This is a genomic window from Pseudomonas sp. GW822-FHT06D10 (assembly GCF_058799535.1).
The window spans coordinates 86461-99670 of record NZ_JBXALN010000004.1; the positions used below are offsets into that span (position 1 = coordinate 86461).

Sequence of the window (13210 nt, forward strand, 5' to 3'; positions counted from 1 at the left end):
CTTCCGGTCGGGCTTGAGTCCACGACATGCCCACGCGCCCGACTTCAGCGCAGGTATGTCGATGGTCTCACCAACCGAAACGGTGCCCGTACCACGGCAGGTTGCCGAGAATGTTGATACGGGCGCCACCGCAGGGCGCGGTGGCAGGTTACTCCCCAAAGAGGCGCGCAGCTTAGCCGGCCACATGTGAAAATTTCATCAGCACCGCGTCACGACAGCTGCTCGCACAGCGGCTAGCCTGTGCAATCCACCCGTTGATTCGTGGAGGTACCCCATGCAACTCCAGGGCTCCTGCCATTGCGGCGCCGTGCACTTCAGCCTGTCCAGCCGCCATCCCTATCCCTACCAGCGCTGCTACTGCTCGATCTGCCGCAAGACCCAGGGCGGTGGCGGCTACGCCATCAACCTGGGGGGCGATGCGGCCAGCCTCAAGGTACGCGGGCGCAAGCACATCGTCATCTACCATGCCCGGCTCAAGCCCGCCGGTGCCGCCCGGGCCCACAGCAGCAGCGCCGAACGGCACTTCTGCGGGCGCTGCGGCTCCGGGCTGTGGCTGTTCAGCCCGCAATGGCCGGAGCTGATCCACCCTTTTGCCTCGGCCATCGACACCCCGTTGCCGGTGCCGCCGCAGCACACCCACCTGATGCTCGACTCCAGGGCGCCCTGGGTCGAGGTCGATGCCGGGGCGCACGACCTGCAGTTCGCCGAATACCCCGAGGAATCGATTGCCCAGTGGCACCAGCGCCTGGGGCTGGAGGCCTGAGCGCAACCGGGGCTTAACAGTCTTTGACAGTTTCCCGACAAAGCTGTCAAAGACTGCCACGCCCCCCTTCCCTAGCATCCGCTGATCCAATTGGCCCTCGGGTGCTGCATGTCCCGCAAACTTCTCGGCCTGCCGCTGGTGGGCCTGCTCTTGAGCAACCTCGGCTGCAACGGCCAGCCTCCGGCGCCGCCGCCCATCGCGCCCGGCGATTACGCCAGCATCATCGGCTACCTGAAGCAGTACATCCCGCAACAGATGGCCGAACATCAGGTGCCCGGGCTGTCCATCGCCCTGGTGGACGGCCAGCAACTGATCTGGGCCCGGGGCTTTGGCTTCGCCGACCAGGCCCGGGGCCTGCAAGTGACCGAAAACACCGCGTTTCGCGCCGGTGCCCTGTCGCAATTGCTGACTGCCACGGCGGTAATGCAACTGGTGGAACAAGGGCGCCTGCAACTGGACGCGCCGCTGCAGGACACCCTCAGGGAGTTCTACGTCCGCTCGCGCTTTCACGAGGACCAGAACGCCGCCGACCGGGCCGTGACTCTGCGCCGCCTGCTCAGCCACCAGGGCGGCATTCCCAGCGAATACCTGCGCGACGCACGCACCCCCAACGCCCTCGACGAACTGCCGGGAAAGCTCAGCGGGCTGTGGCTGAGCAACGCTCCGGGAACCCAGACCGCCTACTCCAACCTCGGTTATGCCCTGCTCGGGGCAGCGGTGGAGCGCAGCAGCGGCGTGGATTTCGAACAGCAGTTGCAGAAGAGCCTGCTGCGCCCACTGGGCATGAGCCAGTCGAGCTTTGTCGGGGACAGCCGCGCCCAGCCCTACCGGGCAAAAGGCTATGAAGACGGTGTCAGCAGCGATGCGCTGGTCCGCGACCTTTCCGCCCAGGGCCTGTGGAGCAGCCCGCGGGACCTGAGCCGCTATGTGCGCATGCTGTTCGCCCAGGGCCGGTACCAGGACCGCCAACTGCTCTCGGCGGCATCCATCGACGAAATGGTGCGCACGCAGAACGCCGGCAACCCGCTGGATTTCGACTGCCAGGTAGGCCTTGGCTGGTTCCTGTCGCCCTGCGGCGAGGAATGGGTCCGGCCAGATATTCGCACCTGGCAGCAAAGCGGTTTCGGCGAGGGCTTTCATGCCCGGATCAGCGTGCTGGCCGAGCAGCAGCTGGCGGTGATCGTGATGAGCAATTCCGACAGCGGCGAGGCCCTGGCCCAGCCCCTGGTGCCCCAGGTACTGCGCATGCTGCTGCAGGCCCACGGCACCCCGCCACCGCAACCGGCCACGGCCCCCCAGGCCCAGCAACGTCGGGTTCCGCAAGCGGCGGATCGCCGGCACCTGGCGGGCTTCTATGCCACCCGCTGGGGTGTGCTGCGGATCCGCGACCAGCACCAGCGCCTGTACGCCGAGCTGGCCGGCGAGCGCTACGAACTGCTGCGGGACGAACAGGGCTGGCTGCGGGTGCGCAAGAAGCGCCTCGGGCTCTGGCCCCAGGACCTGGGCCCGCTGGGGCAACTGCAACTGGACGTGATGCAGGTCCAGGGCCATCGGGTGTTCACCGCCAAGAGCCACGGCCAGTTGCTGGCGGTGGGAGAACGGATCGAACCGGTGCCCCTGACGGACAACTGGCTGGCCACGGTCGGCACCTACCAAGCTCTGAGCGACGCCCCCGGCGAACCGCCCATCAACGGCATGGACATCGCCCTGGAGGACGGCTTCCTGATGATCCGCAGCCTGCAGCAAGGCCGTCCCCTCACCGACTACATCCTCGCCCCGGTGGACAACGCCCACGCGGTGATCGCCGGCAACGGCCCGGGCCTGGGCGACACCGTGCGCCGCCAGGTCAACGGCGTGAACGTCCTGGGCTACTCATTCAAACGCACCTATAACGCCAACCACCTGAGGTTCTGACCCTTCATGAAAACCCTGAAACACTCCACCACCGCCGCCTTGTGGGCCGGCACCCTGGGCCTGAGCACGGTCTGCGGCACGCTGCACGCCGAAGACTGGAAGTACGGCGTGCACGCCGGGGTGGCCAGCGTGCCGCGCTACAGCGGCAGTGACGAACGCGCCCTGGCGCCGATTCTCGGCGGCGAGATCATCAGCCCCTGGGGCGTGTTCCTCAATACCGACCAGGGCCTGGGCTGGGGCAACGAATGGGGCGACCTGTCGTTCAGTACCTGGGTCGGCCCGAGCGAATTACGGCGCGACAAGAACCACCTGGGCCAGGGCTCCAAGCGCCTCAAGGGCATGGGCGAAATAAAGACCCGGGCACAGTTCGGCGCGCACCTGGGCTATGACCTGGGGCCGTTCGAACTGGGCGCCACCCTGACCCACGCGGTGAAGAAGAACGACAACCGCGACACCGGCTCGGCCTACAGCGCACTGGAACTGAGCATTGGCAGCAACCTCTACCAGGGCCGCTTCGGCAGCCTGGATGCCAGCCTCAACAGCCTGTTCGGCAACGCCGACTACATGCAGACCTGGTACGGGGTGAGCGACACCCAGGCGGCCCACAGCCGCTTCGGCGCCTACCGGGCCAAGGGTGGACGGGTCAGCAGCGGCGCCGACCTGGCCTGGACCCTGCCCCTCAATGAGCAGACCAAGGTCTCGACCCTGCTGTCGATGAAGTACCTGAGCAAGGAAGCCGGCGACAGCCCGATCGTCGACCGGCGCATGCAGACCAGCATCGCCACTCAACTTGAGTACAGCTTCTAAGAAAGGGAGCGCGCGGCCCGTGATCACGGGCCGCGTTGCTGCGCAGGTTCAGGGCTGCGCGCGAACCTCAGTCGAGGTGGGCCCAGGTCATGCGGAACGAGGCACCGCCCCACTCCGAATCCGCCACTTCGACCTTGCCGCCGTGCCATTGCGAGACCCGCCGCACCAGCGCCAGGCCCAGGCCGAAACCGCCGGTACGCCGGTCACGGCTGGCGTCGAGACGGGAAAACGGCTCGAAGATCTTCTCCCGGCCATCCACCGGCACCCCGGGACCATCATCGTTGACCCGCACTTCGTAGCCATGCTCCAGGCGCACCAGGGACACCTCGACCCGGCGGTCGGCGTAGCGGATGGCGTTGCGCAGCAGGTTGATCACTGCCCGGGCCATGAAGCGCGGTTCGATGCGCACGTACTCCACCTGGCAGGAACGGATCAGCAGTTGCACCCCGGCCGCCTCGGCCTCCAGGGCCACGCTGCCGACCACGCTGTCGAGCCAGCTCTGGGCCTGGATGTTTTCCCGGTTGATGGTGGCCGCGCCATGTTCCAGGCTGGCGTAGCTGAGGAGTTCGGAGACCATTTCCTCCAGCTCGCCGAGGTCGGCATACATGTCGGCGATCAACTCGCGGTTTTCATCCGGATCTGGCTGTTGCTGCAACTGGTCCAGCTCGAAGGACAGCCGGGCGATGGGCGTGCGCAGTTCGTGGGACACCGCGTTGGTCAACTCGCGCTGATTGGCGATCAGCCCCTCGATGCGCGCCGCCATGCGGTTGAAGTGCTGGGCCAGGTCGCGGATGTTGGAACGCCGCGACAGGTGCAGCCGGGTGCCCAGGTCGTTGTCGCCAAAACGTTCGGCGGCCAGGCGCAGGCGCTCCAGGTCGCGCCAGTGCGGGCGCACCCAGAAGTACAGGACGATGGCCAGCAGCGCGCCGAGCAAGGCATAGGCGGCGATGTTGTAGAGCAGGGTCAGGGGCGGGTCTTCCGGCAGCTTGATGCTCAACAGTTGCTTGCCGCCGTCGATGCTGCCGATGAATTCGGTGAACTCCTCGCGCACCACCAACTGGTTGGAATCCAGCAGGGCCTGTTCGCGCACGCTCAGGTCCAGGTCGTCGGCCTGCACCAGTTTGAGCAGCAGCCCGTAGTGCGGCTTGAGCTGCTCCAACTGCTGCTGACGCCCGGCCTCGTCGAACGGCCGCAACTGTTCGCTCAGGCTGTAGGCCGGCCCGCGCACCGCATCGCGGTTGTAGGACTCGATCAGGTCGGCGGCCAGGTAGTTGATGAAGATGTGTTGCACCGCGGTCATGGCCCCGGCGAAGCCCAGGGCCAGGAACAGGTAGAGCCCCAGAAACAGACGCAGCATTCAAACCTCCCAGGCGAACGGATTGAACAGGTAGCCCTTGCCCCACACGGTCTTGATGCACACCGGCTCGCGCGGGTTGTCCTTGAGCTTGCCCCGCAGCTTGCTGATGTAGACGTCGACACTGCGGTTGAGGCCGTCGAACTCGATGCCGCGCATGCGGTTGAGGATGTCGTCCCGGGACAGGGTCTTGCCCGGCGCGCTGGCCAGCAGCCAGAGCAGCTCGAATTCCATGGTGGTCAGTTCCACCGGCTCGCCCGCCAGGCGCACCTCGCGGCTGTTGCGGTCGATGCTCAGCACGCCGAATGCCAGGGCCCCGCGCAGGGTGGTGGTTTCCGGCACCTGGCGCCGTTGCAGGGCCCGCAGGCGCGCCAGCAGCACCGCCGGTTTTATAGGCTTGATCACGTAGTCATCGGCGCCGGATTCCAGGCCGAGAATGTGGTCCAGGTCGTCTTCCTTGGCGGTGAGGATGACGATGGGGGTGTCCGCCACGGCGCGGATCTCCCGGCACACGTGCAGGCCGCTCTGGCCGGGCAGCATCAGGTCGAGCACCACCAGTTTCGGTTTGAATTCGAGAAATGCCGCCAGGGCGGTGTCGCCGCGGTGGACCGTCAGCACTTCAAAGCCGTGCTGGGACAGAAAATGCGCGATCAGCCCGGCGAGCTTCTCGTCATCTTCCACCAGCAACACCTTGCCAAGACCCAGGTTTTCCATATTTGCCAATCTGTGAACGCACAATTTGTGCGCGCGCATTATAGGGGGCAAGAGGTTAAGGAAAGGATAACGCAAGCCACAAAACCCGGGACTTGCAGCGGTTTTGCGCGATATTTCATTCTTTTAAGAGTTTTTAACAATTTGCCCCTGCTTTTACACAAGGGCAGTCGTTCACCAGGCCGGCACGCCACTGTGAAAACGGAACTCCGGATCCGGCGACTCGATCAGTTCCTGCTCCGCCGCCCGCACCCGATCGATGACCTGGGCGATGTCCTTGGCGTCGCCATACTGATAGGCCAGCTTCAGGTAGCCCTGGTAGTGCCGGGCCTCGCTTTTGAGCAGGCCGAAGTAGAACTTGCCCAGTTCCTCGTCCAGGTGCGGCACCAGGGCTTCGAAACGCTCGCAGCTGCGGGCTTCGATAAAGGCGCCCACCACCAGGGTGTCCACCAGCTTCACCGGCTCGTGGCTGCGCACCACCTTGCGCAGGCCCGAGGCATAGCGCCCGGCATGCAACTGGCGCAGCTCGACCTTGCGCTTCTTCATCAGGCGCAGGACCTGCTCATGGTGCACCAGCTCTTCCCGGGCCAGGCGCGACATCATGTTGATCAGGTCGACATGGGCGTGGTACTTGGCGATCAGGCTCAAGGCGGTGCTGGCGGCCTTGAACTCGCAGTTCTTGTGGTCGATCAGCAGGGTTTCCTGGTCGGCCAGGGCCGCCTGGACCCAGGCGTCGGGCGTGCGGCAGCCAAGAAAGTCGGGAATTTCAGGAAAGTTCATCGGCGCATTTCCGAACAATCAGCCACCACCGCAAAGCGGCAGGCAGCACTATCAGTGATCGTTAACATGAGGCTCACGGGACAAAAGGCTTCATAGCGAAAGGCCGGCGATTATACCGGCCGGGCCGCAGACCACCAGCGGCCGCGATTGATATGCATCAACATCCGGCCCGGGCGCCAGCAACTATAGTTGTGCACGCTAGGGTCTGTTCCCGTTTGGTGACGAGCCGCGTTGCGGGGCCAAACGGGAACAGACCCTAACCGTTCATCCCTTCCTGGAGATCCCGATCATGCAAAGCATCCGCAGTATCCTGGTGGTCATCGATCCCACGCCCGGCGAAAGCCTTGCCCTCAAGCGCGCCAAGCTGATTGCCGGGGTCACCCAGGCCCACCTGCACCTGCTGGTCTGCGACAGAAAGCACGAGCATTCGGCGCTGCTGAGCGTACTCAAGAGCAGCCTCACCGGCGAAGGCTACAGCGTCACCACCGAGCAGGCCTGGAACGAAAGCCTGCACGAAACCATCATCGATGTGCAGCAGGCCGAGGGCTGCGGCCTGGTGATCAAGCAGCACCTGCCGGACGCCCCGCTGAAGAAAGCCCTGCTGACCCCGGCGGACTGGAAACTGCTGCGCTACTGCCCGACCCCGGTGCTGCTGGTCAAGACCGCCACGCCCTGGGTCGGCGGCGTGGTGATGGCCGCCATCGACGTCGGCAACATGGACGGCGAGCACCGGGCCTTGCACGCCAGTATCGTCGACCACGGCTTCGATATCGCCAGCCTGGCCAAGGCCCAGTTGCATGTGATCAGCGCTCACCCGTCGCCGATGCTGTCGGCCGCCGACCCGGTGTTCCAGCTCAAGGAAACCATCGAGGCGCGCTATCGCGAGCAGTGCAAGGCGTTCCAGGCCGAGTTCGACATCGACGACGCCCACCTGCATATCGAGGAAGGCCCGGCCGATGTGCTGATTCCCCACCTGGCCCACAAGCTTGGCGCCGTGCTGACCATCATCGGCACCGTGGCCCGCACCGGGATTTCCGGGGCACTGATCGGCAACACCGCCGAAGTGGTGCTCGACTCCCTGGACAGCGACGTGCTGGTGCTCAAGCCGGCGGACATCATGGATCACCTGGAAGAGCTGGCGGCCAAGGCTTGAGCCCCCTCCCCGCAACGCCATCGCGTAATCTGCGCCGTCCATGACGGCGCTTTCGCTGGCAAGCCAGTCCTACAGAGCCCGATCAACCTCACCCCGTAGGAGCCGGCTTGCCAGCGAAGAGGCCCGCAAGCCTTGCACCGCCCTGGCGGCCGTCTTCGCTGGCAAGCCAGCTCCTACAGTGGCATTTGCGTGGGGGGCGCCTTGGCGGCGAAGCACTCAGCCGAGGGCATCCTTGAGAAAGCCGGGGGCGATGTAGCGCTGGTAGTGGGCTTCGGACAGCAGGAAGAATTCCCGATCAATGGCGTCGCGCAACTCCGGCAAGGCCCAGTCGCGAAACTCCGGCAGCAGCACCATCCCATAGGCATCGAGCTGGTTGATCACTCGCGCGCCGCGGGCAATCAGCTGGTAGGCCCAGCAATACTCGGACTGATGGGGCACGAAGCGGATCTTGCGCTGCTCCAGTTGCTCGCGCAGGCGCACCGGATCGAAGACTTCCAGCTTGGCCGCCATCACCTGCACCAGCAGGTGCTCAAGACGCAGCCAGACCGCGCGTTTTTCCTCCTCGTTGTAACCATTCCAGTTGATCACTTCATGGTGGAAACGCTTGCAGCCACGGCATACCAGATCGCCGTAAACCGTGGAACAGAGGCCGACGCAGGGGGTCTTGATGGTCTGATTGGGCATAGATAGACAACGCACGCAAAAGCAAAACAGTGGGCAATGTTAGCCCTTTGTCTAAGATTGATCACCCCTCAAACTTCAATACAGCAACTTACGTTGAGGCTTTTTTTACCGTAGAATCAGCCAGCCTTTTTAGGCGCCAATGTCCGTTTGAAGCTGTTTTCAAAGCGTCACGAGCACAGTCGTTCCTTCAGAGCGGTGTTGGCGAGGGGTTTTTCCAGCGGGGAAAAACCCAACGCCAACCCTCATCAGCTCCCCGTTCTGCAGGCGTAAAACTTTGAAAGCAGCTTCTGTAAGGAATTGTCGGTAATTCTGGCTAAGTGGCCCACAACGCCACGCAGCGCATGAGTACGGCAATTTCGGGATGAGCGTCCCGGACACCCATTTGGGACCACTGATGAGGGTAATAACTGTGCTTGAAGCCTACCGCAAACATATCGAAGAGCGTGCAGCACTGGGTATCGTTCCCCAGCCGCTTAACGCCGAACAAACTGCAGGCCTGGTCGAGCTGCTGAAGAATCCCCCGGCTGGCGAAGAAGCTTTCCTCGTTGACCTGATCACCAATCGCGTTCCACCAGGAGTCGACGAAGCCGCCTACGTCAAGGCCGGTTTCCTCTCCGCGCTGGCCAAAGGCGAAGCTTCCTCCCCTCTGATCGACAAGAAGCGCGCCGTTGAACTGCTGGGCACCATGCAGGGCGGCTACAACATCGTGACCCTGGTGAACCTGCTGGACGACGCCGAACTGGCGCCAGTGGCCGCCGCTCAACTCAAGCACACCCTGCTGATGTTCGACGCCTTCCACGACGTCGCGGAAAAAGCCAAGAACGGCAACGTTCACGCCCAAGGCGTACTGCAATCCTGGGCCGACGGCGAGTGGTTCAAGAACCGCCCGGTACTGGCCGACAAGATCAGCCTGCGGGTGTTCAAGGTCACCGGCGAAACCAACACCGACGACCTCTCCCCTGCTCCTGATGCCTGGTCCCGCCCGGACATCCCGCTGCACGCCCTGGCCATGCTGAAAATGGCCCGTGACGGCATCGTTCCGGACGAGCAAGGCAAGACCGGCCCGATGAAGCAGATCGAAGAAATGCGCGGTCAAGGCTTCCCGATCGCCTACGTCGGCGACGTGGTCGGCACCGGTTCCTCGCGTAAATCGGCCACCAACTCGGTGCTGTGGTTCTTCGGCGACGACGTGCCTTATGTTCCGAACAAGCGTGCCGGCGGCTTCTGCTTCGGCAGCAAGATCGCCCCGATCTTCTACAACACCATGGAAGACGCCGGCGCCCTGCCGATCGAATTCGACGTGTCGAAGATGAACATGGGCGACGTGATCGACCTGTACCCGCACGCAGGCAAAGTCTGCAAGCACGGTACCGACGAAGTCCTGGCCACCTTCGAAATGAAGACCCCGGTCCTGCTCGACGAAGTCCGTGCCGGCGGCCGTATCCCGCTGATCATCGGCCGTGGCCTGACCGAGAAGGCTCGCGCCGAACTGGGCCTGCCTGCGTTCGACCTGTTCAAGAAGCCCGAAGCCCCTGTTGAAAGCACCAAGGGCTTCACCCTGGCGCAGAAGATGGTCGGCAAGGCCTGCGGCCTGGCAGAAGGCAAAGGCGTTCGTCCTGGCACCTACTGCGAACCGAAGATGACCACCGTGGGCTCCCAGGACACCACAGGTCCCATGACCCGTGACGAACTGAAAGACCTGGCGTGCCTGGGCTTCTCCGCTGACCTGGTGATGCAGTCCTTCTGCCACACCGCGGCGTATCCGAAGCCGATCGACGTGACCACCCACCACACCCTGCCTGACTTCATCATGACCCGCGGCGGCGTTTCCCTGCGTCCGGGCGACGGCATCATCCACTCGTGGCTGAACCGCATGCTGCTGCCGGACACCGTCGGTACCGGTGGTGACTCCCACACCCGTTTCCCGATGGGCATCTCGTTCCCGGCCGGTTCCGGCCTGGTGGCGTTCGCCGCTGCCACCGGCGTCATGCCGCTGGACATGCCGGAATCGATCCTGGTGCGCTTCAAGGGCAAAATGAAACCTGGCATCACCCTGCGTGACCTGGTCCATGCCATTCCTTACTTCGCCATCCAGAACGGCCTGCTGACCGTCGAGAAGAAAGGCAAGAAAAACGCCTTCTCCGGCCGCATCCTGGAAATCGAAGGCCTGGAAGGCCTGACCCTGGAGCAGGCGTTCGAACTGTCCGACGCCTCGGCCGAACGTTCGGCTGCCGGTTGCACCATCAAGCTGTCGAAAGAGTCGATCACCGAGTACCTGCAGTCCAACATCACCCTGCTGCGCTGGATGATCGGCGAAGGCTACGGTGACGCACGTACCCTGGAACGTCGCGCTCAAGCGATGGAAGCCTGGATCGCCAACCCGCAACTGATGGAAGCCGATGCCGACGCCGAATACGCCGAAATCATCGAAATCGACCTGGCCGACATCAGCGAGCCGGTACTGTGCGCGCCGAACGACCCGGACGACGCCCGTCTGCTGTCCAGCGTTGCTGGCGAGAAGATCGACGAAGTGTTCATCGGTTCGTGCATGACCAACATCGGTCACTTCCGCGCTGCCGGTAAACTGCTGGATCAGGTCAAGGGCCAGCTGCCAACCCGTCTGTGGCTGTCGCCGCCGACCAAGATGGACGCTCACCAACTGACCGAAGAAGGCTACTACGGCATCTACGGCAAGGCCGGCGCACGCATGGAAATGCCGGGCTGCTCGCTGTGCATGGGTAACCAGGCACGCGTCGAGCCGAACAGCACCGTGGTGTCGACCTCGACCCGTAACTTCCCGAACCGTCTGGGTGATGGCGCCAACGTCTACCTGGCTTCAGCCGAGCTGGCGTCGGTGGCTTCGATCCTGGGTCGCCTGCCGACCGTCGAGGAGTACATGGAATACGCTGGCAAGATCGACAGCATGGCGGCCGATATCTACCGCTACCTGTCCTTCGACCAGATCGCCGAGTTCCGTGAAGCGGCTGCCAACGCCAACATCCCGGTGGTGCAAGCCTAAGGCTGTAGCGTTGTAAGAAGGAACGCCGCGTATTCCACGATACGCGGCGTTTTTTTATGCCTGGGAAATAGCCCCGGCCTTCCAGCCCCGCAGGCTCTCCTGCAGCGTGTCGTCGACGCTGGTGCCGCTGAGCAGCACCTGGTACTCGCGGCTCGACGGCAGCAGTGCCAGGGCGTCCTTGGACTCGTGCTTGAGCCGCGCCAGGGCCAGGTGCTTGTGCTCCAGGCTGACCTGGCGGAAGAACTCGTCCAGGGCCTCGATGCTGGTGCCGTCCAGGTCCGGGGACTCCTCCAGGCTGAGGATGATGCTGTGGATCGGCGCCTGCACATGGCGGATCAGGCGCAGGGCGCCGCCGAGGATGCGTTCGGCGTTGGCGAAGAACAGCGCCTCCCCCGGCCGCAGGATCAGCACGCCGGGCACCTGCCGGGCCTGAGGATGACGGCTGAGATCGACAAAGTCGTGGCCGCTGCCCAGTTGCCCGAGGATCTGGATATCCGCCGCCGACATCTGCCGCAGCAGCAACAGGATGCTGATGCCCACTGACAGCAGCAGCCCGTCCAGCACCCCCAGCACCAGCACCGCGCTGACCGCGCAGATCACCAGCACCCGGTCACGCCGCCAGATGAAGTAGCGCCCCAGGGGTTGCAGGCTCAGGCCATGGCCCAGGGCGTACATGACAATCGCCGCCAGCACCGGCTCCGGGGTCAGGGCGATATAGGGCAGCACGGTCAGCACGATGAGCAGCATCACCGCCGCCGCGGTCAGCCCTGCCAGGCGCGAGCGCGCCCCGGCCGCTTCATTGGCGGAGGTGGCCGAGTAGCCGGCCCCTGCGGGCATGCCATGGAACAGCCCCGAGAGCAGATTGGAAGCGCCCAGGGCCAGCAGGTCGCGGTTGGAGGAAACCCGGTCGCCATGCTTCAGGGCAAAGGAGCTGATGGAACCATAGGATTCGGCATACAGGATCATCACCAGGGCGAACGCCAGCTCCCCCAGGCGCAGCCAGTCGGCAAAAGGCAGTTGCGGCAGGCTCGGCACCTCCAGCTTGAGTTCGATGACCCCGATCAGGTCGACGCCATGGGCCGGCAGGTTGAACCACTGGCCGGCGCCAATGCCGATCACCACCGCCACCAGCCCGCCGGGTACATAGGGAATTCGCGAGCAGATCCCCAGCACCAGCAGCGCCACCGCCGCCACCGCGGCGCCGGCCCAGTTCCATTGCGGCCACTGCTCCAGCAACTGCGGCAGGAAGCGCACCAGGTTACCGGTGCTCAGGTGCACCCCGACCACGGTGGCGAACTGCTTAAGGACAATGGTCAATGCCAGGCCGAAGGCAAAGCCGCGCAGCACCGGCTTGGCAATGAAGGCGGTCACGCCGCCCAGGCGGAACAGCCCGGCCAGCAGGAAGAACACCCCAGTGAGCAGCACCAGGGCAAAGGCCAGGCTCAGGCGCAGCTGGGCGTCGCCACCGGCCAGGGACAGGGTGGCCGCCGCCAGCACCGCGGCCGACGATGAAGTGGCAGAAACAATGGCAAAGCGGCTGGTGCCCAACAGGCCGTAGCACAGCAACCCGGCAAACAGGGCAATGACCCCGGCCTGGGGCGGCAAGGCGGCGATGCTGGAATAGGCTACGGCTTCCGGTAACAACAAGCCGGCAATGGACAGGCCGGCCAGCAGGTCGCGGGTGCGCTTGGGTGCAGCGGTTGGAGGGGTCAGGGGTTCAGTGGTCAATCGGGTTCATCCGTGACAACGCAAAATCCAGATTCAGGGGGTGTCGCCCAACGGAACAAACGTGTTTGGGCAGGCTTGCAGCCAGAGGAACGGGAATGGCCACGGGCGGGTTCCTGGCAGCAATAAGAGCACCAGCTTAGCCCTTTATTCAAGGCAGCAAACAATCCTGATCAATGCCTTGAACGACAACGCCGCCGGTACAGTGAAGTACCGACGGCGTTGTGTGCAGCAGCGGGTTCGCCAGGGAGGCGTCCGCGCGCCTTGCAGTTGGCTTGCGGGCCTCTTCGCCGGCAAGCC

The 13210-nt window shown here is 64.3% G+C and carries 10 protein-coding genes and 1 riboswitch; of the genes, 5 read left to right on the forward strand and 5 right to left on the reverse strand.

The annotated features are described in order from the left end of the window. Positions 1-3 precede the first annotated feature (3 nt). Positions 4-164, reverse strand: a riboswitch (yybP-ykoY riboswitch). Between the two features lie 110 nt (positions 165-274). The 3 genes from AC1RL5_RS14115 (at position 275) to AC1RL5_RS14125 (ending at position 3484) form a co-directional block, all read left to right on the forward strand. Next, the gene (locus tag AC1RL5_RS14115; RefSeq protein ID WP_011060937.1) at positions 275-763 is read left to right on the forward strand and encodes a GFA family protein; all 489 of its coding nucleotides are present in this window, start codon (positions 275-277) and stop codon (positions 761-763) included. A gap of 108 nt (positions 764-871) precedes the next feature. Further along, positions 872-2677: a serine hydrolase domain-containing protein gene (locus tag AC1RL5_RS14120; protein ID WP_492589577.1), complete on the forward strand. Its 1806-nt coding sequence runs from the start codon at positions 872-874 to the stop codon at positions 2675-2677. A 6-nt stretch (positions 2678-2683) separates the two neighbouring features. Continuing rightward, on the forward strand, positions 2684-3484 hold the full coding sequence (locus AC1RL5_RS14125) for a MipA/OmpV family protein (RefSeq protein WP_492589578.1): 801 nt from the start codon (positions 2684-2686) through the stop codon (positions 3482-3484). A gap of 67 nt (positions 3485-3551) precedes the next feature. On the opposite strand, the gene AC1RL5_RS14130 is transcribed toward AC1RL5_RS14125, so the two are convergent. From AC1RL5_RS14130 to AC1RL5_RS14140, 3 genes are all read right to left on the reverse strand, one after another. Then, complete coding sequence (locus AC1RL5_RS14130) at positions 3552-4841, reverse strand: ATP-binding protein (protein ID WP_011060934.1); 1290 nt, start codon at positions 4839-4841, stop codon at positions 3552-3554. After that, the gene (locus tag AC1RL5_RS14135) at positions 4842-5552 is read right to left on the reverse strand and encodes a winged helix-turn-helix domain-containing protein (RefSeq protein ID WP_011060933.1); all 711 of its coding nucleotides are present in this window, start codon (positions 5550-5552) and stop codon (positions 4842-4844) included. 171 nt (positions 5553-5723) lie between these two features. After that, positions 5724-6329, reverse strand: a complete 606-nt coding sequence (locus AC1RL5_RS14140) for a MiaE family protein (protein WP_011060932.1) — start codon at positions 6327-6329, stop codon at positions 5724-5726. Positions 6330-6618: 289 nt separating this feature from the next. Between AC1RL5_RS14140 and AC1RL5_RS14145 the strand changes: the two genes are divergently transcribed. Then, positions 6619-7482 carry a universal stress protein gene (locus AC1RL5_RS14145; RefSeq protein ID WP_011060931.1) on the forward strand — a complete coding sequence of 288 codons (864 nt, stop codon included), beginning with the start codon at positions 6619-6621 and terminating at the stop codon, positions 7480-7482. Positions 7483-7698: 216 nt separating this feature from the next. Here AC1RL5_RS14145 and AC1RL5_RS14150 read toward each other — a convergent pair whose 3' ends face one another. Next, complete coding sequence (locus AC1RL5_RS14150) at positions 7699-8166, reverse strand: DUF1289 domain-containing protein (protein ID WP_011060930.1); 468 nt, start codon at positions 8164-8166, stop codon at positions 7699-7701. Between the two features lie 409 nt (positions 8167-8575). Here AC1RL5_RS14150 and acnB point away from each other — a divergent pair, with 409 nt between their 5' ends. Beyond that, entirely contained in the window at positions 8576-11185 is a 2610-nt protein-coding gene (gene acnB, locus AC1RL5_RS14155; RefSeq protein WP_011060929.1) for a bifunctional aconitate hydratase 2/2-methylisocitrate dehydratase, read from the forward strand. 54 nt (positions 11186-11239) lie between these two features. Here the strand turns inward: acnB and AC1RL5_RS14160 are convergent, their stop codons facing one another. Continuing rightward, a complete protein-coding gene (locus AC1RL5_RS14160) occupies positions 11240-12913 on the reverse strand; it encodes a SulP family inorganic anion transporter (protein WP_492589579.1) in 1674 nt (557 codons plus the stop codon). Positions 12914-13210: the final 297 nt, after the last annotated feature.